Origin of the sequence: Pseudomonas sp. JS3066 (assembly GCF_036328175.1) — a bacterium.
Classification (GTDB): Bacteria; Pseudomonadota; Gammaproteobacteria; order Pseudomonadales; family Pseudomonadaceae; genus Metapseudomonas.
In genome coordinates, this window is sequence record NZ_CP143313.1 from 38,852 (window position 1) to 62,615 (window position 23,764).

Below are 23,764 nucleotides of genomic sequence, written 5' to 3' on the forward strand. Positions count from 1 at the left end.
CTCAGAAAACGGAAAATAAAGCACGCTAAGCCGGTTGCAGCGGTCGTAGCGGCCTGAACTTGCCCGCGCCGATCTTGGCGCTGCTGCGCCAGAGGTAATCGCCGGTGAGGTTGATGTGCTCCCAACCGAGCGGCGACAGGTACTGCAAGGGGTCTCCTCGTTTTCAGTGCAATAAGTGACGGTACGAAAAGCTAGCACTGGCGCGGAGGTGGTGTTGGTAGATCGTTGATTTCATTGACTTTCCTGTTCACTTTCAAATCTGCGATTCGTGGCGTCAAACCGTGGTCGGTTTCATCCATTGGTGCCAGTTATCGATGCATTTGGCCGCGAAGGCAGGATTTGGTCAGCATAGCGGTCAACCGGGAAGCGAAACACACCCCGCAAGTTGATGCTCTCCAGCCTGGTGGGCGCAATCTTCCCGATCAGTTCCGGTGGAATGACCTGGCGGCGGTTCGACCAGCGATCCAGGACCGCCTGCATCTGTGAGGTATTCCACGCCATCACGATGTTGGCCATCAGGCTCAACGCATCGGCCACAGCCTGCATTTCATCGACACGTTTGGCCTGCGCCGGGCTGATCCGGCCGGTATAAATGGCGCGCTTGAGGGCGTTAACAGCCTCGCCCCGATTGAGCACCCGGCGCAACTCGTTCCTGAAAGCGTCCTTGACAAAGTAGTCAGCCAAAAACGCCGTACGCAGCAACCGCCCCAATTGCACGCCAGCCTCATAGATTGGATCGCCCTGGGCGGCAGAACCGAACCGCGCAAGAGCTGCCACCGCACTGGCATGTCCGCTCATGACCGAGGCTGCCAGGTGCACCAGACTATCCCAATGCTTTTCGATCAAAGCGACGTCGACATTGGCTTCGCACACCGCAGCGATTTCTGCGGGCACTTTGGTGCCGCGTGGCACAAAGAGGTGGCGCTGTTTGAGTTCCTTCAACCGCGGGCAAAGATCAAAACCAAGCAAACGGGCATGTGACATGGCAAAGTCGGTGTAGCCATGGGTATCCACAGCAAGCTGGCTGGTCTCCAGCTTTTCTTGGCGGATGACACCTTCAATGGCCACGCCCGCCTGGCGCTCATTGAGCACAAAGGGCTGCGCATGGAAGATGCCCCACCGGTCTTTTACATGGGAGTAGATTCCAATGGAAGGTGTGTTGCGCCGAGGATCAAGCCGGGCTTGCCACACCCGTTTGGTGGTCTCCATGCTCATCATGTCAGAAGATGCCAAATCGGACCGCCCCCAGGTGGCGGCAATCGGGTGTCGCTGCATGAATTCCAGCACAGCCTGGCAGGCCTGGCTCAGACGCCGTTCGTCCCGCGCCCAGCGCATGGCCTGGCGAATGCTGGTGGCAGACAATTGCGGAATCATGCGCGCGCATTCGACCGCAGTCAGACTGGTGCCGTGGGCCATGATGCCGGCATAGACCATCAGCAGCTCGTCGGTAGAGCGCGGCTCACGTCCGAGCATGATCCAGCTAAAGCGCACCTGGGCGTCAACGGCCAGAATCACTTCCGGCAATTGAACCTCACCGATGCGGTGATCCAAAGCCGCGCGCAGCTTGGTCACTTCTGGGTCTTCGTCCTCTGCGGGCAATGGCGACAAATGGAGTTCATCATCCACGCGCAGTACGCCACTGCGGGCTGCAGCGGCCACCGCATCGACACCGGCAGTTACTCTGGCCAGCAAAGGCTTCAAGAAAGTGGCAGCCTTGCTGGGTAACGATAGACGGGCATAGTGTTTCTTGGACTCTGCCTGCCAACGCTCGTCCGTGAAGAACAAGCGCGCACGACCCCGAAAGCTCAGGCTGTGCTCAATCCAGACCGAGCCATTGCGCACCGCGCGGCGCAGGGCAAACAGGGTGGCCACCTCCAACGCCTGAAACGCCCGTTCCCGGTCTGGGCTGGAGATCGAAACCTGCCAGATCATTCCCAGACTTGGTGCCACCACTTCAACTGGCAGCTTTCTGGATCCTTTGAGATATAAAGCTTGCAGCTTGGCAAGGTACTCGATGGCAGGATGCTCGCCGGTGGCCTGCCAGGGCAGCTTTGCAATGGCGACGAGCAACGACCGCACGGGGCGAATTCCATCAATCAATCCCTCGCGGACCAGGGAGGCCCTGCTCGGTGGTTTGCGTTTCTGGGTTTCGGTGATCAAGGCTTCAAGACGGGCACGCAACTCAGCATCTGGCACCGCACCTTGCGCGCTCAAGGCAACAAGTTCGCCGAGCAGCGTTTTGTACATTGCGGCCCAATTGACGGTAGCGGGGACATCGGCGGCAGCCTGACGCCACAGATCGGCGATCCGGCGCTGCACCATAAGGATCAACTGGTCTGTGGTGGTGAACAGGCAATACCGAAGAAAGCATGCGACCTCCACGGTGCGCGCTGGCTCTTTGATCTTGGCTCCGGCTGAGGGCGGCCTGGAGACAAGTCGGCGCGCGTAGCGGCGCAAGATGAGATCGGGGATGTCTGCCAGGTGCTTATGAACGTCCAGCGTGTAAAGCAGGTCGATGCGCTCCAGTACCTCGCTGATTTGGCGGGTTGAGTGTTTCGCCGGTGCAGCCCATAGCCAACTCTGCTGGGTTTGTCCATCTGGGCGCAGCTCTGAAACTGAGGCTCGCCAGCGATCAAGTGTTGCTGGATCAACGCTGGCGGCGATGGCGGTGCCTGTTTCAACTTCAAGCTGGGCAAGTGCCGCCGCAATCAGTGTCCGAATTGCCCGCTCGTGCACGATCACCAGCTTGTTCTTGTACAGCCATTGACGCGCCCGCACGAGTAGCTGATCGCGGTCGGCGCAGCGCGCCACTTCGTCGCGCAGTTCACGTACCAGTGAGCGGCGCTGGTGCTCGCTCATCCACTGGAATCCAAGGACCGTGCAGGCTACTTGTTGGTGATCGAATAGCGTGCGCCCGCGTTCATACATGGCTCTCAGCGAGGCGACTTCTGGTGCTGCAATGCCAAGCTCGTTGCCAAGGTGGCGCCACAAGGCTACTGGAATTACCCGAAAGGCACCGAGCAAACGCCCACTCATGCGCAGGAAACCAATATGGAGCGCCAGACCAAGCTTGTGGGAATCACCTCGGCGTGCATTGATTGCGTCGCGCTCGGCACCATCGAAGGTGAAAAATGCCTTCATCTCGAAGTCGCTGATATCGCGGGGGAGCCCACGCATCCCCAAAAACGTTGTGTGCCAACCCTGCATCGTGAACCTCAAAAGTGGGAGGCCACCATACCCGTTTACAAAGCGAACAGGAAAGTCAATGAAATCAACGGTCTACCCAGACCACCCCCGCGCCAGTGCTAGCTTTGCGTACCGTCACTTATTGCACTGAAAACGAGGAGACCCCTGTATGCGCTGCACGCGCCCGAGGCAGAGTGCATCGCCAAGGGCAAAGCCAGAACGCCCTACGAGTTCGGCGTGAAAGTGTCCATCGCAGTGACGGCCAAAGAGGGCCTGGTGGTGGGCATGCGCTCCATGCCCGGCAACCCGTATGACGGCCACACGGTGGACAGCCAGCTCGAGCTGGTCGAGATCCTCACCGGCCACACACCCAAGATCGCGCTGGCCGACCGTGGCTACCGCGGTGTCGAGCCCGCGTGTTGGGCGCGACTGCTGATCAGTCATACGCGCAAGTTGCCCAAGCGGCTGAAGAAGCTGCTCAAGCGGCGTCAGGTGGTCGAGCCCATGATCGGACACATGAAGGCCGACGGCCTACTGGGCAAGAACTGGCTCAAGGGCGCGGGTGGCGACGCGCTGCACGCTCTGCTGTGCGGCGCCGGGCACAACTTGCGGATGATCCTGCGGCACCTGCGGGTGCTTTATTGCGCCTTGCTCGGACTGATCGCCATGACCGCCACGCTGGCCTTGCCGGCACCCACGTCAACATCGCCGCTCACCGCCTTGACTTCGCGCCGCTCCGCGCTGGCTCGCGGCTAAAACGAGTTGTTCAGGGCCGACTGGGTAGGAGTGGTCGGCAACGGGGCAAGTTAGCGATCGCGGTCGAGTGCCATCAAAGAATTGACCGACCTCTACCCGTGCTGGCCTGCACGCCCACAGTGTCTTCCATCATCCAGGGTGACCCGCCAGGGTCATGACAGTTAGCCCGATTCAACTGCGCCAGGTGCCCAGAAGGTCGGCAATTTCAACGAGCGCTGGGAAGCCCAGGTCCTGACGGACAAGCGTGCGGCGGTGCTCGATGCGTGCAAGCACTGCGGCAATGTCGAGTTCGCCCGTTTGGGGCCCGCTGGAGGAGCAGATCGAAGCACTGCGTGCCGCGAAAGTGGGCGGATGAAACGAGAGGTTAATGGCATCTCAAGACTCGGCGGTGAAGCCCACGCGTCTGACAACTTCCCACCACTTTTCATGTTGTTTTCGCAGGCTGGACGCCATGGCCTGCGGCGTTAAGCTGTGTGCTACCAAGCCCAGGGAGGCAAGAGCCTCCGCAACCGCCTTGCGATTGACGGCTTCGGCAACCATTTGATGAAGGCGTGAAACGGTTTGGGGCGAAACGCCTGATGGAGCAAAAAAGCCGAGCCACTGATCGCCAGCGGGGTAGTCTGCACCGAACTTTTGCTCTGCAAATGTGGGAGTGTCGGGCGTGAAGGGTGTTCGCTGCGGCCCAGAGGTTGCGATGATGCGCAATTTCCCCGCCTTTTGGAAAGACAAGAACGTCCCCGTAGGCGCAGCCATGCATGCAATCTGCCCACCGATCAGATCGGTAACTCCAGGCGCGGCGCCACGATAAGCCACGTGCCTGAGATAGACGCCAGCCTCCTTGGCTACCAGCGCCCCCAAGAGATGCAATGGTGTACCGGTACCGGGAGATCCGAAACTTGCGTGTTCAGGGTGCTCCTTGGCCCAGGCCAGGAAATCCCGGAGCCCACGCACGGAAGGCGGTACCAAGGGACCCAGCGCAAGGGCGTCAGTCGTAGTGGCTACGGTGGCTACGGGAGCCAGATCCGCGAACGGATCGTAGTCCAACTTGCTGTAGACGAAAGGGTACAAGGACAGCACGGCGTCTGGTGTGAACAACAAGGTGCTGCCATCGTCGACGGCTGCCTTGACGGCGGACACAGCTATCCGCCCACCCGCTCCGACACGGTTGTCAACGATCACGTTAACCCCGGGTTCCGTCACCGCCAATCCTTCTGCCACCCGGCGTGCAACCGCATCGACGACTCCTCCGGGTGGGAAGCCGTTGATGATCTTGAGTAATTTTGGTACCGGTTGGGCTTTGACGCTTCTTACAGTGCCGAGCGATAAGGTGGCAAATCCCGCGGCTTTCATCCACTCACGGCGTTTGATCATGGTGCCCCCCCTCTGCTCAAGACTGCGCGGTAAAACCAATTTTCTCAGCGACTGCTTGCCAGCGTTTGATGTCGTTTTTCAATCGATCGGACAAGCCTTCAGGCGAACTCCAACCAGCCTCCATGCCCATCATGGCGTAGGCCTTGACCAGTTCCGGGTTTGCAACAGCCGACTTCATGGCAGCGCTGGCTTGCTGGACCGCTTGCGCGGGCGTGCCTGCGGGCATGAATACCCCGAACCACTCGGTCATCTCACTCAAGGCGATGTGGAGCTCCTTGAAGGTCGGGACGTTGGTCAGGAAACGAGAGCGGTTGGCGCCAGTCACGCCCAGCACCCGGATCTTGCCGGTCTTCATGTGAGGGAGGAACTCACCCAAGGGCGCGGCCACCGCCGGGATGTGCCCCCCCAACAGGTCCACAATCGCAGGCTGGGAACCGCGGAAGCCTGTCTGCACCATTTTCACGCCCAAAAGCCGCCCGAGCAGCTCGCCCAAGAAATGCGGTCCAGAGCCGGTGGCACCATGGCCAAACGTGGCAGAATCAGGGTTACTCTTGATCCAGGCCAAGTAGTCGTTGAGGCTACCAACCGATTCCGGGACAGCGGGCCCGATCGCAAACCCAACCTCGCTTGTCGAAACCATACCGACCGGCACAAAGTCCTTGACCGGGTCATATCCCAGATCTTTGTACGTGTGAGGGTATAGCGTCATCATGGATGCAGGCGTCAGCAGAAGTGTCGCGCCGTTTGGTGCCGCGGCCTTAACATGCTGGATCGCAATTCGACCACCCGCCCCCGTGCGGTTGTCGACGAGCACACTGGAAGCATAGGCACCGCGCATTCCCTCAGACAACCGGCGGGCAGCCATATCGGTCGCTCCGCCTGCGGCGAGTCCAATCACGATCGTGGCCACGCCAGGGCCGGATTGCGCCAAGCTCATGCCCGGAAGGCCCCCGATTCCAAGGGAGCCCAAAGTGCTCAGGGCTGCTCGTCGGGTCAGAATATGTTTCATAATCTTTCCCCTTACATTTTCACTATTGCTCATTGATACTTGTCACTGGGCAGGGCTACGAACTGTTTATTAGGGCGAAGGCGGCGTATTTTTCGTCAAGCCGAATCAGGTTGAGCAGCTGGCGCGGCGCGCCGAAATGCGTCCAACTCGCCGCAGGCCGCGTCCACTGCGCGGATCAGGGGGTAGGGCGTCAGGTCCACCTGGAAGCGGCGGGCGCTTTCCACCTGCGGCACCAGGTAGCAGTCGGCCAGCGTGGGTGTGTCGCCAAAGCTGTAGCGGCCGCGCTTCGGGTCGACCGCCAGCAGTGCTTCGTAGGCATCGAAACCGGCGCTGATCCAGGTGCCACACCAGGCGTTGATGGCGGCCTCGTCGGCGCCGAACGTCTTGCGCAGGTACTCCAGAATGCGGCGGTTGTTGATGGGGTGGATGTCGCAGCCCACGATGGCGGCCAGCGCGCGCACCCGTTGGCGGCCGTCGGCGTCGGCCGGCAGCAGCGCGGGCGTGGGGTACTGTTCCTCCAGCCATTCGATGATGGCCGGCGACTGGATCAGCACTTGCGCGCCCGTGTCCAGCGCGGGCACCAACTGCTGTGGGTTCAGCGCCTTGAAGGCGTCCTTTAGGTGCTCTTCCTTGCCCAGGTGCACGGCCAGGTACTCGTAGGGCACGCCCTTGAGGTTGAGCGCGATGCGCAGCCGGTGTGACGTGCCGCTGCGCCAGAAGTTGTACAGCTTCATCGCGTGCAGGCTCACTCGGCCGGGCCGACGGTCAGGCTGATCTCGGCAATGCCTTCCACACGGCCGATGATCTTGTCACCCGCCACCACGGCGCCCACGCCTTCGGGCGTGCCGGTGTAAATCAGGTCGCCGGGTTGCAAGTGGTAGTAGGTGGAGAGGTCGGCAATGATCTCGCGGACGTTCCAGATCAGCTTGTCCACGTTGGACGACTGTTTGGTCTGGCCGTTGACTTCCAGGGCGATCGCGCCCTGCTCCACCACCACGCCTTGCATCGGCACGATCTCGGAGCAGACCGAGCCTTCCTCGATGTCCTTGCCGGTGTCCCAGGGGCGGCCCTTGTCGCGTGCCACCAGTTGCAGGTCGCGCCGGGTCATGTCCAGGCCGGCGGCGTAGCCGTAAATCAACTCGTGCGCCTGGTCTTCGCTGACGCGGAAGCCGGGCTTGCCGATCGCCAGCACCAGCTCCATCTCGTAGTGGTAGTTGCTGGTGCGCGGCGGGTAGGCCACGGTCGCACCACTTTCCACCAGGGTTTGTGGCGATTTGGTGAAGTAGAACGCTTGTTCGACGCTTTTGTCGACCGGACGGCCCATTTCCACCGCGTGGGCGTGGTAGTTGCGGCCGACGCAGAAGATGCGGTTGATGGGGAAGCGCTCGGTCTTGCCACGAACGGGCAGAGACTGGACGGGAGGCGGGTTCCAGAGGTAGTTGCTCACTTGCTTTCCTGTTGTGTGGTGCTTCGCGGCGGCTCAGCCGCGGTTTTCAAAGACGCCCAGCTTGCGGTGCAGGGGCGATTCGTCGGCCATGAAGATGAAGGACGGCTGGTCGGCTGAGAGGTTTTTCAGCGTCACCTCGGTGTAGCCGGGGGCGCAGCAGGTATCGGCTTCCCTCAGGGCGAAGGTGGACTCGGCGATGCGCGCCTCGCTGCGGCCTTCGATCTGGTGGAACACCACGGCGGGCGAACGCACGGGCAGGCGCAGGGTCTGGCCGGGCTTGAGCATCAGGGCGTAGAAGCCCAGGATGTTCTCGGCGTCGTCACCCGTTTCGGGGTTGACGTAGGTGACCTGCACGCATTCCTGCTCAGGCTGGTCGGCCGCCAGCGACAGCAGGGCGGCACGGGTGTCGGCCCAAGGGTAGCGCAAGAGAGGATAGCGCTTGTCGCTGCGCTGGAACACGGGGGTTGGCACCACGCCCGCACGGGTCCAGGCGCAGTCGCCCCGGCCGGGGTCGACCTGCTGGCGCTCGCCGTCGATGTGGTAGCTGGCCTCCATGTAGTACACCAGCGGCAGGTCCAGCACATCGAGCCACACCACGGGCTCGTTGCCGTCGTGGCCGTGCTCGTGCCACAGGCCGGTGGGCGTGAGGATGAGGTCACCCCGGCTCATGGGGCACTTCTCGCCATCCACGGTGGTGTAGGCGCCCTCGCCCTCCACGATCATGCGCACCGCGTTGGGGGTGTGGCGGTGGCTGGGCGCCCACTCGCCGGGCAGCAGCAACTGCATGCCCAGGTATATGGCGGCGCTGGCTTGCATCTTCTCCAGGCCGTGGCCGGGGTTGGCCAGCACCAGCACGCGGCGCTCGGCCTTCTCAATGGGGGTCAGCTCACCGGCCTTGAGCAGCAGCGGCTTGAGCGTCTGGTAGGACCAGTAAGTCGGCTGCGTCTGGCGGGTCGGGACATTGGGCGGCAGCACCGCGCGTAGGCTGGGCCATAGCGGCACCAGGTTAAGTTGTTTGAGTTCGTCTCGGTAGTCCTGCGGCAGGTCTTCCAGTCGGCCAAGTTCGTGACTCATGGTGATACGCTCCTCTTCATCAAGCATGTGGATAGGGGAAGCCGATATCCCTCACGCTTCGATCAGACCAAAGCAAGTATCGGCAATTTCTGAATCCGACCGCAGTCGGAAAAAGGGGCTCGTAATCTGTGTGCATCGAAATTTGATCGAGGCCGCTGCCCACGGCTGCCCCGCGGCATGGCTGGCCGCTCATGGAGGCTGGCCATGCTTTATTTATTTCTCTAAAAAAATCAGATCAAACCTTCAGCCGACAATGTGGCCCGGACTGCTGGACGTTCAGCCACGCGGTTGAGGTAGCCTTGCAGGCCGGGCCAAGGCGAAAGGTCCACATTCACGTAAGCCCCCCAGCCAAGCACAGTAAACAAGTAGGCGTCCACCACGGAAAAGTCGTTCCCCATGGCCCAAACCTTGTCACCGAGCATCTGCTCGGTATGGGCAAGACGGCTTTCCAATTGGGCCTTGATGACTGGCTTGGCATCCTGTGGAAACACCGGGCTGAACAGCGCTCCGAAGCTTTTATGCAATTCGGTGGAGATGAAATTCAGCCATTCCATCAGTCGGTAACGCTCCAGCGAGCCAGCTGCCGGTGCCAGGCATTTTTCTGGCACACGGTCAGCGAGGTATTGAACGATGGCCGGCCCTTCGGTGAGCACCTGCCCATCATCCATTTGCAAAGCGGGGACACTGCCCACGGGATTGACGGTCTTGTAATCAACACCAGTCTCAGTCACCTTGGTGCCGAGATCAACCTTTTCTAGCTGAAAGTCAAATCCACCTTCACGAAGGATGATGTGAGGCGACAATGAACATGCGCCGGGGCTGTAATAAAGCTTCATGAGACTCCTTAAAATCAAGGCGTGGTTGAAAAATCAGAAAAATCGATGCACTGAGAATTTATGGTTGCGTTTCCTTTTGCAACCTGCTCTCAAGCATGAAAAGGCGGTCATTTCCCCACCACATTTGATCATCCCAAAACACGGTGGGAACCCCGAAAACCTTTCGGTCAATGGCCGCCTGCGTCTCTTCGTCGTATGCCTTGGCGGCATTTTCGCTGTTCAAAAAATCTTCAAATTCACCGAGATCCCAGTTTAGCTTGTCGCATACCTCAGCCAGCAAGCTATCAGCATCCAGTGCCCACCCTTTCCCCCAAGCCGAATCGAAAACAAGGCGAACATATTCAGCGGCTCGCTCCCTGGCTGCCGGGTAATACAGTCCGGCATTCACCCGGCGGCTGTTGAAGTTAGGGGGGAAAACCAACGGAATCCTATAGAGATCGGCCCATCGCTGCAAATCCACCTTTAAGTAGTCAAGCTTGACCTTGAGGTCCCGATTGGATGGCCCGATGTTGCCAATGGCCGTTTTTGCTCGCGCCAAATCAATGGCGTGATACTGGATGGAGAATCCATAACGCCCGGCGAGCACCGACAAACGGTGGTTGGCCAGATACGAAAATGGGCTCAAAAAATCGAAATAAAAATCGACCATCACGATCATGCACTCCCAACAAAGAGAAGATGGCAATAGTGTGAGATTGCTTCAGGGCGATCGGTGCACCCTGCGCTTGTGGCGCTTCCACTCTGTACTGGCATATTTTTAACTCGCCGACTGCACTAATCCAGAAAACCTCCAGATCAGCAGGTTGTGCTGATCGGAGATGTCTGACTCAGGGCCTGGACTTACTTCTTTTTCGAGTTGGTTGCCGTTTTGGTTTTCTTCAATTCCTCGGCGTACTTGGTATGCAGTGCGGCCCAGGCGTTGCCTGATTTTCGAGCACCTGCAAGGTATTCATCTGGTACCAGCGTATAGGGTGGCCGGCACGGCCCCGCTTTGAGCCAACCCGCCTCGTCCATTCGTGCTTTTTCGAGACCAATGTTGTATTTCGAGAATTCCGAGAAATCGCCGCGTGGAAACAGTGTGGCGTCGGCAGCGCGCATGTCATCTGAAATGGCCTTGGCCTTGGTCCAGTCACCGGTCGTCTTGGCCTGTGTCACCGCATCACGAAGCATGAGGGCAGTCGCTGGACCGCACATGGAGCCGCTGGACCAGAAGGCGGTCATGCGCTCAGGATTGATTCGGGCCGCAGCGTAATAGTCATCCTCATGCGGAAGGAAGCGAATATTTGGAGCCAATTTCAGATCCAAGTCCAGCATTCCGATGCCCAAGTACTTGGCTGTAACAACTTGCGGGATTTTGGACATTTCGGCCCAAAACGGGCGAGGAAAATCAAATTTGAAAGCCTCCGGGTTGGCATAAACAGCGATGGCAGCATCTGGCACCGCTTCCGCCACATCGCGATAAAACTGCACGGCGGTGGGCAGATCCATCTTCACCCACATCGGCACGCCGAGCATGGTTCCTTGGGCACCAATGTCCATCACTTCGCGGGTCTGGCGTATAACTTCACGGGTATTCAAGGCTGTTGTGCCGCAGAAGTAGGGCACTCGACCACGGGCGGTTTCGACGACCGTTGAAACAAAATCCCGCTTCTCTTCCCACGTCAGCGTCGCGCATTCACCAAAAGTGCCGTGGCTTAGAATGCCATTGACCCCGGCCGCTATCAACTCCTCGACGATCCGGGCCGTCTCGTCGAGATCAACCGTGTGCGTGCTGCGCCAGTCCGAAGCATCCGGAGTGGAGGGGGTCGGCATAATGACCCATGCGCCTTGAATATCCTCTGCAGTCAGGCGCGTCGCTTTGCTGGTCTTTCTTGTCATTCAAATTTCCTTTGAAAATGGTGATGCAAACAGAATTTTGGAATCAATGTGGACCGATCAGAATCTCCTGACCTGCCCGGTTTTTTCATACCAACGCCGTCTGGGAAATGGCGTTGGTTGATAAACAGTTCTTCAAGCTCTGCGCCATCTGCAGCGGCGTCAGATACCCCAGACTGGAGTGCGGGCGCACCTCGTTGTAATGCCGCCGCCAGTCCTCGATCACAATCCTGGCCTCGATCCGGTTACGGAACCATTCAAGGCTCAGGCATTCGTCGCGCAACTTGCCATTGAAGCTTTCGGTCGTACCGTTCTGCCAGGGCTTGCCTGGGTCGATCAGCGCGGTTTCGATACCTTGCTCCAGGCTCCACTTCAGGAGCGCACTCGATACAAATTCCGGCCCATGATCGGAGCGCAGATATCGCGGTGCGCCGCGTTCGCTCACCAGTCGACTCAGCACCTCAATCACCCGATTCGTACGGATGGATCCGGCCACGTCAATGGCCAGGCATTCCCGCGTGTACTCATCGACGATGGTCAGACACTTTAGTTGCTGCCCATTGGCACAGGCGTCGAACACGAAGTCATAGGACCAGACCTGGTTGGCCTGATTCGATGGCAAGGGACGCGGCAGGCTGCCTGCCACGCGTTTGCGCGGTCGACGACGCGCAATCTGCAAGCCCGCTTCATGCCACAGCCGCCAGGCTCTGGCCGCACTCATCGCGTAACCCTCGCGCGCCATGAAGATGCGAATACGTCGGTAACCGTAGCGTGGATACTGCAAGGCCAACTCCTTCATCTTTTGCGAGACCGGCTCGTCGGCTGTCGCCTTCGTGCGCTCGTAGCGAAACCCCGATCGAGATACCTCAAGCAGCGTACAAGCCCGGCGTTCGGACAACCCCATGGAGCAGGCTTGGCGGACCTGTTCCTGCCGAGCTCGTACGCTTACCACTTTCGCTTGTTGATCTCCTTCATGACCTCCAGCTCAAGGTCGCGGTCAACCAGCATCTTGCGCAGCCGCGTGTTCTCTGCCTCCAGATCCTTCAGGCGCCGCACCTCATCAACGCTGAACTCGCCATACCGCTTGCGCCAGCCATAGATGCTCTGCTCGCTGACGCCATGACGCTTGGGGGGTTTTGCAGGATTTCCCTAGCTCAGTTTGACGTCCAATCCATAACCGGTGGCCTCGATGGCGTGACCGAAAATGTCGCCGACGTAATATTCCGATTCAGCAATGGCGGGGGCGCCTCGCCACCCAGGTTCGATCAGCCAGCCGGAAGGTGTTGCACCATAGAACGTCAGCGCCTTGTCGTTGGCATGAATACCCAGTTGCAATGCGATGTCAATCTTGTTCTTCATGAAAAGCTGGTGCGTATAACCCAGATCTTCCAGATGGGTGTATTCAATCATCAGATGATTGATGCGCTTGGCCGCAGGCATTGCGCCGAACGCGATGGAGTGATCGCGAGCGTTGCAATGCATGAACGTCAACTCAGCGGTCATGCCGTTGGGCAAAGGAAGGCGGTACTCGACATCTCCACGAAATCCCAGCAAGCTATAGAACTTACGCGCCGCTTCAACATCATTCTGACGCACGATGCAGTGGCCTAGGCCCTGATCGCCGGTTAGAAATTTTCCGTGCAAGGGACGACCGGGGTGGAAGGGATTGTTCAGGTCAATCCGAGGTCCCCAGAAAATCTCGGTCGGGTTGCCCCCCGGATCTTCTGTCTTCATCAGGCCCAGTACCATCCGTTCTTGTGCTTCGGCTTTGTCGCACACGTGGACTTTGTAGCCTGCGTCCACGAGCTTTTGACCCAATGCCTCGAATTCCGGTTGACCGGCGACACGCCAGCCCAGGTATTCAAGGTCATCTTGACCATTGTGATGGACCACGATTCTGTGGTGCCAATTGTCCATTCGCAGATAGAAGCGGTCCTTGTCACCTTCATCGAGGACTTGAAGCCCCAGCATGTTCGCGGCAAAGGATTTCCACGCTGCGGGATCCTTGACCGAAATGCCCATGTATCCTAGTTCAATGACTGCTGCTTGCTTGTTCATGGTTTAACTCCTTTGTTGCTTCGGCTTAGAAGGGATACTGCTGTTCGAACGGTTCAATGGTTAGCCATTTGAGCTCCGTGAACTCGTCGATCACCGCGCGTCCATCGAAGCGGCCATAACCGGTGGCCTTTGTGCCGCCATAAGGCGCCTGCGCCTCGGTCTGTACGGTGGACCCGTTGATATGGACCGAGCCGTATTCGATCGCCATGCCCACGCGCAGGGCCCGGTTCACGTCCCGGCCAAACACGCCCGATGACAGGCCATATGCACTGTCGTTGGCAATACGGATGGCATCGGCTTCGCCCTTGCAACGAACAACCACAGTGATGGGACCAAAGGTTTCCTCATCGTAGATCTGCATGTCGGCTGTCACGTGGTCCAGGATCGTGGCGGGCATGACCGCACCCTCGGCCATACCACCGCACACGACCTTGGCACCCTTGTCGATGGCATCTTTCAACAGGCCATTGATCCGGTCCCCCGAGTTGGACGACACCATCGGACCAATGACGCAGTCCCCGGTCACGCACGGATCGCCTGCACTCAACTTCTTGGTTTTCTCGACGAACTTCGCGACAAATTCGTCCGCGATCTTCTCGTCGACCACCAGGCGTTCGGTGGACATGCAGATCTGGCCTTGGAACAGGAAGCTGCCGAACACCGCTGCCTTGACCGCCGCGTCGATGTCAGCGTCGTCCAGAACGATCAGCGGGGACTTGCCGCCCAACTCCAGCAAGCAACGCTTGAGATGCTGGGCCGATTTCTGGGCGATGATGCGCCCCACGCGAGTGGAGCCCGTGAAGTTGATGCGACGAATCTCTTTAGACGAAATCAGCGCATCTGCAATATCGGGCGACCGGTCCGGGGAGGAGTTCAGATAATTGAGCACGCCAGCAGGCAGGCCGGCCTCCTGCAGGCACTTGGTGATCAAAGCGTGCGTGCCGGGGCTGAACTCGGAGCCTTTGAACACAACGGTATTGCCGCAGACCAGCGGATAAGCGATGGCCCGCGCCGCGAGCACGGCGGTGCCGTTCCAGGGAGCGATGCTCAAGATGGGGCCAACCGGCTGACGCAGCGTCATCGACAGGGTGTCAGGCTTGTCCGTCGGAATGGTTTCGCCTTGAATTTGGGTGGCTAGTGAGGCGGCTTCCCGGAATACATTGGCCGACAGGTGCACGTTGAACCCCGCCCACAGCGCGGAGGCTCCCACTTCCTTGGCCATCACTTCGATGAACTCGGGCGTTTTGCTCTCCATGACGTCTGCCACCTTCAAAAGAAGGCGCCGCCGCTCCGAAGGCCCAACGGCCTTCCAAGATTTGAACGCCTCTTGAGCGGCTCGAGCCGCATTGACCGCATCGTCCACCGTGGCGTTCGCGCATTGGGTCACGACCTCGCCACTGACAGGGTGCTTGCGATCAAATGACTTTTTGTCACTCGAAGCGCTCCAGGTGTTGTTGATAAACAATTTCGTCTTCATGGGTTGTCTCCTGGGAATGGGGTTGAAAAATCTAATTTGATTGAAAATTCACTTTCGGCCGAGCGCCATGCCGCCATCAATGCCGATTACGGTGCCAGTGATGAACTTCCCTTGTTCCCGGGAGGCCAGCAAAAGATACGGTGCCACCACGTCCTCGGGCCTTGCTGCGAACCCCAAGGGGGTCAGGCCCTTGATCATGTCATCGATGCCGGGCATGTCTTTCATTTTGGTTTTGTCGAAACCGGCGCTTGCCGGCCCCGCCAAAGAAGTGACCGTACCACCTGGCGCAACGCCATTGACCCGGATGTGCGGGGCCAATTCGTAGGCCAACGCCTTGACCATGCCCAGCACTGCATGCTTGCTGGCAATGTAGCAAGAGCCGCCGCCGGCCGCATAGGAAGAAACGGAAGCCGTCACTACGACCGATCCGTTCGTTTTTTTGAGTTCCGGCAAGGCCGCGCTGATGCCGCTGAAATAGCTTTTGACGTTGATGTCAATTCAGTATTATTGGTCGAAGGATATTTCTATATTTTTCGATCTCGGTTTAGATCGACACGCCAAGATCCAGCCGTCTTCCTCATCAGAAGCGTCCAAAACAGTATTGCTTTCTAGAATTACATCTCCACTCACCAGCAGACACATGCAAGACCCACAATTACCAGCACAGCACGAACTAGGAACATTAATTCCAGCTTTTATTATCTCGTTTAAAATAAAATCATCTTCGGAGCACATAACGCTGTTCTTAATGCCATTTAGCATAAAGTTTACAGTGACATCTTTTTCAGCTGAGCTTTCAACTGTATCGCATTCTGATGAAGCGCTACCGGTAAAAGACTCCTTAGTGATAAGATCCGATGCTATGCCCGAATCAATAAGGAGCTTCTCCGCACTATCCATAAATGGAGTAGGCCCACACATTAAATATTGGGTATGTGGATCACTATCAATATATCTTTCAAATTCGGACGGTGTTGGCGTTCCCTGTTCATCCGAAAACCAGAACTCCACCTTTAGTCGCTCAGGATACTGCAAAGCAAGCGCTTTCAGTTCTTTCTCAAATATAACCGAACGCCTTAAAGAGCTCGCATAAAATAGCTTTATTTTATTATTATATTTAATTAGCATAGTCTTTATTATAGATATAATTGGTGTTATACCACTGCCACCTGCAAATAACACGGTATTAGTATTCCAATGCTGCGGATAAAAGTTTCCGGCTGGGTAAAGCGTTTCTAACGAGTCACCAACATTTATATTGTCACATAACCAATTTGAGCCCTTTCCTCCCTGTTCTCTCTTAACCGTAATTTTAAAATCCTCATTGGCTGCAGGTGAAGACGATAGTGAATAAGAACGAAATAAAACCCCCGACTTGTGATGGATTTTTATTGGTAAATACTGACCAGACTTATAGCCTGGTCTTGTATTGTTAATAGGTTTCAAAACAAATGAAAAAGAATCATCAGTTTCTTTTATTTTATTAACAACTTCAAACTCTAATATATTCATTTTGATAACACGCTATAGAAAGAATGAGTTATTTCCCTGCGGCGACTTGCAATCATTCAAATTTACTTGTTTCATTTTTATTTTTAGAGTGCCATTTTCTGCAGTGATTACATAGCCATACCAGCCACTTATAACTTTAGAGTTATCTGCTCGACTCTCACTAATAACAAAACTCGCCCGCACTAAAAAACTATCAATTGAGCCCGGCACTGCCCATACTTCTGGCGCCCCAAGGATGCGATTAGTTTTTGAAACAGGTATCTGCGAATAGGCAAAACCCGTTTGCAGCCTTACAATTCGATCTTTCAGTCTGCGTATATCATGAAACTCATATGTGACCTCGCTGGCAGGTGACGCCGCCGGCATACTGCCAGGAATCCAGTAACAGCCATCCTCCAGAAACAGTGTTAACCACTCATCAAAACACTGCTGATCCAAAAGCCGAGCTTCTTTAGTCAGAAACATATTTATCTTGTGATCAAGCGCAGGCTCACCAAGGTTAGAAAGATTCCAAAAATAATCAGAGTACTGCTTAATCTCTTGATAATAAGCGAGGTTAACAGCGCTAGGATCAACAATTTTTATACTAAGATCTTTATTATTATTCATTTTAAACCTCAGACTGATTCTCTTTGTTTACTGCAGACATTAGCTGTAGCCAGGTATCAAAATAATGGCGACTATGGATCTCAGATGTTGGTTTATGTTGTATAACATCTTGGTAGCAAGCATTTTCTCCTTCATTCATATGCCTGCTAATATCGATCCATTCGATTTCCGGCATGGTCTCGAGTCCTTCTTGACATGATTCAAAGTTGGCCACGTCATCCACCTCACCCATAATTGGAAAATCCTCCTGAGTGCGCATCCGAATTGCATTGAGCTCTTCATTATCACCAGCAAGCAAGGTTGCATGCCAATGCAGAACTGTTTCATTAACAGAAATAGGATCAATAACCTGTATTTGGTTGCCAATTAACAGTAAGTTTGGAAAAATATTAATATTCATTCCAGCACCAACCGCTCGCTCTAAATCTCTTGCTGGCTGGCTACTATTATTACGAACGTGTGTTTCATAGCTTTCGCGGCCAGGCTGTGGTCGCTGCTGATCCCACCCTGACTCTTTATGCATTTCCGGGCGCTGATCCATCACTGAGTGACCATTACCCAAAGCATAAAGGCCCACACCTGTCTCATCGGCATTACCCATATACTGCATATCCCCGCCGCCATATCGAAGCGTAGTCATTTGTAGCAATGACTGATGGGAAAAAGGGACATGGTAGCCATCACCAGCATTATCAAACACCAGCTTCCAATTACATTTTATTTCATAACGTTGAACAGACTTCGATACTTTAATCTCACCACCCTGGTGGGCTAACCATTCATCAATATACTGGCGCGCACTACCAAGATGCTCCTCTAACGAAACAGCGTTCTCATTACTGGTAGCAAAGACAAAACCTCGATAGCTTTCCACCCGTGGAATTGCCGTCATGGAGAAATTGTCTTTATCGAAACCCTCTCCATAGGCATTCGCACCAGGAATAACAAAAGCTTTGCCTGAGTTCCTGAATTTCCAACCATGGTAAGGGCAAGTAAATGTCTTGGAGTTACCCGAATCATTTTGACAAACCTTTGCCCCACGATGCGGACAACGATTAAGCAATGCCTGAAACTCATCATCTCCTTTTCTTACAACGATCAGTGGTCGCCCACCCATCCGAACCGTTTGATAATCATCAAGTTTAGGAATTTGGCTTGCATGTAAGAGAAACACCCAGTTCGCTTGAAATATTTTGTCCATTTCCGCTTGAAAAATAGATGCTTCTGTATAGACCTTACGGTGTACGCGCCCGGACTGAATTAGTTGATTTATGGTTTTCATACATCACCCACCAAGTTCTGAAAATTAATTTGCTTGTGTAGAGTCGCTTTCACTAATTGACGTATCGCTTGAGGAGGCTGATAACCACTCAGCTCAGCATGAAACCTGGGTACCTCATCTTCTTGCAAATTACCATCTTCGAGATGAACCCGTAGAAAGTCTTGCTCCAGGGTTTTTTTACTGATCTCTGGATGTCCTTGAATTCCGACTGCATACGGCCCCACCGCAAAAATTTCTACAGCAGTTGAATCAGAACGTGCGAGTAATGTAGATCCAAGTGGGAGTCTAATGACGCATTCTCCATGGCCTTCAATAAGCCTCACTCGCTCTTCACTGGTACCAACATGTTTGTTAAGTCCATTTTGAAACGTGAGCTCATCAGTTCCAAACCTATACTCACGACTAGGGTTCAAACCCACCTCTCCGCCAAGTGCGACAGCAAGGGACTGACAACCGAAGCATATGCCAACAATTGGTTTTTCTTTCTTATGGACCGCTCGAATAAATTCAAATAAGCCAGAAAACTTTTCTTTATCAGCATTAACTGAGTACTCACTACCACTGATAACAAAGCCATCGTAATTATCGATAATTTTATTTAAGTCTGTGAATGCACTTATAACTTCCCAGTCGGAGTTTTCAGTTTTAAAGGCATTTACCATTTCTTCTCGATAATCAAAGCGCTCTTCTTCAGAGCACCACAATAATGCAAAGCGTTTAGACATATTGACCTCTGAAAATCACAGTAAGTTGAAGTATTCTTTTTGTTCCCACTGCGTGACAGCACCTGTAGGCTCAGCAGCCTCAGCACCTTCAGCATCGAGAAATCTTGCCCACTCGGATCTTCTTAATTGCAGCCAATATTTAATAAAGGTGTCGCCAAAGCAGCTTCTAAACAACTCCGAATCGTGCTCAAGAGCATCCAGAGCCTCAGCCAAAGTCGTTGGCAGCATTGGTACTTGTGCATCATAAGGAGACTCTTGCAACTCGCCGGGATCCTTTTTGTTTTTAATGCCATCAAGCCCAGAGACAATTTGTGATGCCATATATAAATAAGGGTTGGCGCCGGGCTCACCAATACGATTTTCGATCCGGCTAGCCGGATCGCCTGTTGCAGAAACTACACGGACCATCGCTGCCTTGTTATCTTTCGCCCAAGCTCTTCGGTCTGGTGCAAGCGAGTACGGCTGACGTCTTCGATACCCATTCACAGTTGGTGTTGTGAAACTCGAGGCGGCACTACCATTTGCAAGTAATCCACCAGCATAAGCTCGACCTAGCGGGGATAGCACTTCCCCTTCTGAGGGTATAAAAAGATTCTTTCGGGTATCTTTATCCACTAGTGATTGATGCATATGCCAGCCTGAAGCAAAGAACCCGTTAATTGCCGGCTTGCACATAAATGTTGCGTGATAACCATGTCGTGAACATATTTGTTTGATGGCCGATTTTATAAGTAGCGCTGCATCGGCTGCTTCTAAACCTTCCATTACATCAAACGTGGTTTCCATTTGGCTTGGTGCCCACTCATCTTCTATTGAGCGCAAAGGCAGATTGAGCTCGAGAAGACCTTTTCGAACCTTGGACATAATATCGTCCACCTGATCTAAGTGATGTTCAAGTAGAACGGAGTACCCTTGCGCCACGGGTTGAACTTGAATGGCATCAGGCTGTACACCTGGCGCACCTAAACTCTCTGGAGAAAGTGAGCGATCAACAATTTTCGTCAAGTACCATTCAAGCTCAATACCGCATTTAAATAAGTAACCTTCATCGCTTAACGATTTGACAGCCTTCTTCATGATACCGCGGGGACATAATGGGAATGGTTCACCAGATTTCCAATGCAGATCTGCCAGCATCCAGCCGGTTTTATCTGCCCAAGGTAAGACCTTGAACGTCGTAGGATCTGGAACCATCACCACAGTCGGGTTACCACTCAACTCATCTCCGAAGTCACCAGCAGTAGTAAATAGGTTGAAAACCATTGAGCTGACTAGGTCGAAAAAGAAAGGTCCTATCGCAACTTCTGACCCTTCTTTAAAGGCTGATTTAAGCGATGCAACCGTGAGTGATTTGCCTCTAAGGAGACCGTATTGATCGGCCCAAGAAAGCCGAATCATCTCAAGCCCTAAAGAATCAATTTCTGCGAGAACTTTGTCGGCTGCATCTCGCTGCTCATTTGTCCAAAGATTATTTTTGGTAATAAAATCAAATTTTCGGCTCATTCGGGAGTACCTTTCTATGGTTATTGAGAACTTTTATTGATCAATGTCAATAATTAAACAGTAATTTGGTTTACAATTATTTACCATTACAATTATGCATAACTGTTTTGCAAAAACGCTTCACCGATATTGATAAAAGGCTATATTTCCGCTTTTATGGACTGTCTGCCCACTTTAGCTACTCAGACCACCGATTTCTTCAAACAGCCGGCAATTCGACAACGTCTTCAAACCATCCTATCACGCTGTCACCCTGTCACCCTGTGTGTCAAGAGTTATGGTGATTTCTGGTGTATGGAAGCAGGCTGAAGGGGTGGCGTATCCTGTTGGTTGATCACCGCGACGATCACAACCAACAGAGGAATGATACGCCATGTCCAAGTCTAACCTGCATGCTCTTTCACAGCCAGAGATGACTAGCAATGACCCGCTGCACGAGCTGATTCGGCAAGGTGCGCGTGACCTGATTGCCCGGGCAGTTGAGACAGAGCTCGAAGGTCTCTTGAGCCAGTACGCTGACATCAAGACGGCCGATGGCCGGCAGGCGGTGGTACGCAATGGGTATCTTCCCAAACGCACCATCCAGACCGGTGTTGGCGATGTGGAGGTTCAGGTGCCCAAGGTCCGGGATCGCAGTGGTGCCGGCATACGCTTCAATAGCCACCTGCTACCGCCTTATCTGAAACGAGCGAGGAGTATGGATGAGCTGATCCCATGGCTGTACCTACGGGGTATCTCGTCGGGCGACTTCCAGGAGGCCCTCAGCGCTCTGGTCGGCGAACAGGCCAAGGGCCTATCGGCCAACACGGTGTCCCGGCTCAAGGCGCAATGGCTTGATGAGCACAAGGATTGGCAGCGGCGGGATCTGAGCCAGACGCGTTACGTCTATTGGTGGGCAGACGGCGTGTACAGCAATGTCCGCTTGGATGACCGGCTTTGCCTGCTGGTAATTATCGGCGTCACTGAGCATGGCCATAAGGAGCTGGTAGCTGTTGAGGACGGCCACCGGGAGTCCGAAGCCAGTTGGCGAGAGCTGCTGACTGGGCTGAAGGAACGAGGCCTGGAGCCTTCCCCCAAACTTGCCGTAGGCGACGGCGCCCTTGGCTTCTGGAATGCCCTGAGCAAGGTGTTTCCTGATACCCGTCATCAACGGTGCTGGGTTCACAAGACCGCCAATGTGCTGGACAAGCTGCCCAAGTCGGTGCAGCCAAAGGTGAAGTCAGCACTACACGAGATCTACCTGGCGGAGACCCGTGACAGCGCTCACAAGGCGTTTAACAGCACCTTGAGCCGGTTCCGGGACAAGTACCCGAAGGCCATGGAGAACCTGGAGAAGGATCGCGACGAACTGCTGGCCTTCTATGATTTTCCGGCGATTCACTGGATTCACTTGCGGACCACCAACCCGATCGAATCCACCTTCGCCACCGTACGACTGAGGACCAAGCGGAGCCGGTCTTGCGGCTCCCGCGACACCACGTTATCGATGGTATTCAAACTGCTCCAATCCGCTCAGAAACGCTGGAAGCGAATAAAGGGGGCGGTTGCAGAAGCTGAGTGCAACACGGTTATTGATTTGAAGCTGGAGCATGATGCCGCATAGCCATGGCTTCCTGCATCACCTCGCCCATGACTTCGATCGGGCACTTGAAATCGAAGCGTTTACGGGGGCGCATATTCAGCTCCAAGGCGATGGCATTCAATTGCTCTTGACTGTGTACCGACAAGTCAGTCCCCTTGGGCAGGTACTGGCGGATCAGGCCGTTGATGTTTTCGTTGCTACCGCGCTGCCAGGGGCTGTGCGGGTCGCAGAAGTAAATAGCGACCCCTGTCTGCTGGGTGATTTCAGCATGCCGCGCCATCTCCCGGCCCTGGTCGTAGGTCATGCTCTTGCGCATCGCCAGCGGCATGCTGTTGAGCGCTGCACTGAAGCCCTCCATCGCCGAGGTCGCCGTTGCGTCGTTCATCTTCATCAGCATCAGGTAGCCACTGGTGCGCTCCACCAACGTGCCTACCGACGAGGCGTTGGCCTTACCCTTGATCAGGTCGCCCTCCCAATGCCCCGGCATCAGCCGGTCTTCGATCTCTGGCGGGCGAACATGAATGCTGACCATCTCAGGGATCTGGCCGCGCCGATCCACGCCACCAGAGCGCGGCCGGCGCGTCGTCTTGCCTTGGCGCAGGCAGACGATCAGCTCCTTGCGCAACTCGCCGACCGGCAAGGCATAGATCGCGTTATAGATCGTCTCACGACAGACGTAGGCATCTCTGAGGTTGGGTATGGTCATGCTGCGCAGCTTGCCGGCAATCTGCTCGGGAGACAAACGCTTACGCAGCATGTGGGCCACCAGTTCGAAGCGCTCGCTGCCCGGCACAAGCTTGCGCTTGGGGCGACAAACCTGGCGCCGAATGTTCATCTGTTGCTGGGCGCAGCGGGCCGAGTAAGCACCACTACTGCCTCGATTGCGCTTCAGCTCTCGGCTGATGGTCGAGGGCGACCTGTCAATCAGGCGAGCAATGCCGCGCAGGCTGAAGCCTTGAGCTTGACTGAGTTGAATGATGGCGCGCTCTTCGACGCTGAGTTCGGAATAGGACATAGGGGCAGCACCGTACCGGAAAGGTCAGGTGTTGCACTCAGTTTTCGCGGCCGCCGGGATTCGATCAACTGAAGCTGGTCGTGGACAATGTTCAGTTTCAAGATGGAATACAGGTGGATAATCAATCGGACAGGAACGCTGCCTGATGGTCATACACCAGATTTGACAATAACTCCCAAGCTTGTGGGAATCACCTCGGCGTGCATTGATTGCGTCGCGCTCGGCACCATCGAAGGTGAAAAATGCCTTCATCTCGAAGTCGCTGATATCGCGGGGGAGCCCACGCATCCCCAAAAACGTTGTGTGCCAACCCTGCATCGTGAACCTCAAAAGTGGGAGGCCACCATACCCGTTTACAAAGCGAACAGGAAAGTCAATGAAATCAACGGTCTACCCAGACCACCCCCGCGCCAGTGCTAGCTTTGCGTACCGTCACTTATTGCACTG

At 55.3% G+C, this 23,764-nt stretch carries 17 protein-coding genes and 6 pseudogenes; 2 read left to right on the forward strand and 21 right to left on the reverse strand.

All coding sequences use genetic code 11. From position 1 onward, the window contains the following. Nucleotides 1-25: 25 nt before the first annotated feature. Nucleotides 26-148: pseudogene (locus SA496_RS28725) on the reverse strand (hypothetical protein); the annotation flags it as partial. A 143-nt stretch (nt 149-291) separates the two neighbouring features. After that, nucleotides 292-3,207, reverse strand: a complete 2,916-nt coding sequence (locus SA496_RS28730; RefSeq protein ID WP_003049965.1) for a Tn3-like element IS1071 family transposase — start codon at nt 3,205-3,207, stop codon at nt 292-294. Nucleotides 3,208-3,336: 129 nt separating this feature from the next. Between SA496_RS28730 and SA496_RS28735 the strand changes: the two are divergent. After that, a pseudogene (locus tag SA496_RS28735) lies at nt 3,337-3,942 on the forward strand (transposase); the annotation flags it as partial. Between the two features lie 375 nt (nt 3,943-4,317). Here the strand turns inward: SA496_RS28735 and SA496_RS28740 are convergent. The 17 genes and pseudogenes from SA496_RS28740 to SA496_RS28820 all read right to left on the reverse strand — a co-directional run bounded on the left by SA496_RS28740 (nt 4,318) and on the right by SA496_RS28820 (nt 20,720). Then, entirely contained in the window at nt 4,318-5,313 is a 996-nt protein-coding gene (locus SA496_RS28740; protein ID WP_026437511.1) for a tripartite tricarboxylate transporter substrate-binding protein, read from the reverse strand. A gap of 16 nt (nt 5,314-5,329) precedes the next feature. Then, complete coding sequence (locus SA496_RS28745) at nt 5,330-6,322, reverse strand: Bug family tripartite tricarboxylate transporter substrate binding protein (protein ID WP_034303884.1); 993 nt, start codon at nt 6,320-6,322, stop codon at nt 5,330-5,332. A 95-nt stretch (nt 6,323-6,417) separates the two neighbouring features. After that, on the reverse strand, nt 6,418-7,056 hold the full coding sequence (maiA, locus tag SA496_RS28750; RefSeq protein WP_026437509.1) for a maleylacetoacetate isomerase: 639 nt from the start codon (nt 7,054-7,056) through the stop codon (nt 6,418-6,420). An 11-nt stretch (nt 7,057-7,067) separates the two neighbouring features. Further along, nucleotides 7,068-7,769 carry a fumarylacetoacetate hydrolase family protein gene (locus SA496_RS28755; RefSeq protein WP_026437508.1) on the reverse strand — a complete coding sequence of 234 codons (702 nt, stop codon included), beginning with the start codon at nt 7,767-7,769 and terminating at the stop codon, nt 7,068-7,070. 33 nt (nt 7,770-7,802) lie between these two features. Further along, nucleotides 7,803-8,843 carry a cupin domain-containing protein gene (locus SA496_RS28760; RefSeq protein ID WP_228771123.1) on the reverse strand — a complete coding sequence of 347 codons (1,041 nt, stop codon included), beginning with the start codon at nt 8,841-8,843 and terminating at the stop codon, nt 7,803-7,805. A gap of 230 nt (nt 8,844-9,073) precedes the next feature. Further along, nucleotides 9,074-9,679, reverse strand: a complete 606-nt coding sequence (gene gstA / locus SA496_RS28765; protein WP_026437506.1) for a glutathione transferase GstA — start codon at nt 9,677-9,679, stop codon at nt 9,074-9,076. A gap of 58 nt (nt 9,680-9,737) precedes the next feature. After that, the gene (locus tag SA496_RS28770; protein WP_026437505.1) at nt 9,738-10,331 is read right to left on the reverse strand and encodes a 2-hydroxychromene-2-carboxylate isomerase; all 594 of its coding nucleotides are present in this window, start codon (nt 10,329-10,331) and stop codon (nt 9,738-9,740) included. 188 nt (nt 10,332-10,519) lie between these two features. Next, the gene (locus SA496_RS28775) at nt 10,520-11,557 is read right to left on the reverse strand and encodes a dihydrodipicolinate synthase family protein (protein ID WP_330115692.1); all 1,038 of its coding nucleotides are present in this window, start codon (nt 11,555-11,557) and stop codon (nt 10,520-10,522) included. A gap of 85 nt (nt 11,558-11,642) precedes the next feature. Continuing rightward, nucleotides 11,643-12,694 (reverse strand): annotated as a pseudogene (locus tag SA496_RS28780) (IS3 family transposase); the annotation flags it as partial. Between the two features lie 9 nt (nt 12,695-12,703). Continuing rightward, nucleotides 12,704-13,612: a 1,2-dihydroxynaphthalene dioxygenase gene (gene nahC, locus SA496_RS28785; protein WP_330115693.1), complete on the reverse strand. Its 909-nt coding sequence runs from the start codon at nt 13,610-13,612 to the stop codon at nt 12,704-12,706. 25 nt (nt 13,613-13,637) lie between these two features. Continuing rightward, the gene (locus SA496_RS28790) at nt 13,638-15,089 is read right to left on the reverse strand and encodes an aldehyde dehydrogenase (RefSeq protein ID WP_330115694.1); all 1,452 of its coding nucleotides are present in this window, start codon (nt 15,087-15,089) and stop codon (nt 13,638-13,640) included. Nucleotides 15,090-15,137: 48 nt separating this feature from the next. Beyond that, a pseudogene (nagB, locus tag SA496_RS28795) lies at nt 15,138-15,584 on the reverse strand (1,2-dihydroxy-1,2-dihydronaphthalene dehydrogenase NagB); the annotation flags it as partial. Nucleotides 15,585-15,593: 9 nt separating this feature from the next. Beyond that, complete coding sequence (locus tag SA496_RS28800) at nt 15,594-16,601, reverse strand: ferredoxin--NADP reductase (protein ID WP_442965100.1); 1,008 nt, start codon at nt 16,599-16,601, stop codon at nt 15,594-15,596. 12 nt (nt 16,602-16,613) lie between these two features. Then, on the reverse strand, nt 16,614-17,210 hold the full coding sequence (locus tag SA496_RS28805; protein WP_102886298.1) for an aromatic-ring-hydroxylating dioxygenase subunit beta: 597 nt from the start codon (nt 17,208-17,210) through the stop codon (nt 16,614-16,616). Nucleotide 17,211: 1 nt separating this feature from the next. Continuing rightward, nucleotides 17,212-18,492 (reverse strand): aromatic ring-hydroxylating oxygenase subunit alpha, encoded by a 1,281-nt coding sequence (locus SA496_RS28810; protein ID WP_330115681.1) that lies wholly within the window; start codon nt 18,490-18,492, stop codon nt 17,212-17,214. Next, nucleotides 18,489-19,217: a type 1 glutamine amidotransferase gene (locus SA496_RS28815; protein ID WP_330115682.1), complete on the reverse strand. Its 729-nt coding sequence runs from the start codon at nt 19,215-19,217 to the stop codon at nt 18,489-18,491. Before SA496_RS28815 ends, SA496_RS28810 begins: the two co-directional genes overlap by 4 nt. 15 nt (nt 19,218-19,232) lie before the next feature. Continuing rightward, nucleotides 19,233-20,720, reverse strand: coding sequence for a glutamine synthetase family protein (locus SA496_RS28820; protein ID WP_330115683.1), 1,488 nt, complete (start codon nt 20,718-20,720; stop codon nt 19,233-19,235). A gap of 373 nt (nt 20,721-21,093) precedes the next feature. Between SA496_RS28820 and SA496_RS28825 the strand changes: the two are divergent. Further along, nucleotides 21,094-22,260: pseudogene (locus SA496_RS28825) on the forward strand (IS256 family transposase); the annotation flags it as partial. A gap of 28 nt (nt 22,261-22,288) precedes the next feature. Here SA496_RS28825 and SA496_RS28830 read toward each other — a convergent pair. Further along, nucleotides 22,289-23,317, reverse strand: coding sequence for an IS30 family transposase (locus tag SA496_RS28830; protein ID WP_019818564.1), 1,029 nt, complete (start codon nt 23,315-23,317; stop codon nt 22,289-22,291). Between the two features lie 174 nt (nt 23,318-23,491). Continuing rightward, nucleotides 23,492-23,635 (reverse strand): annotated as a pseudogene (locus SA496_RS29405) (hypothetical protein); the annotation flags it as partial. Nucleotides 23,636-23,764: the final 129 nt, after the last annotated feature.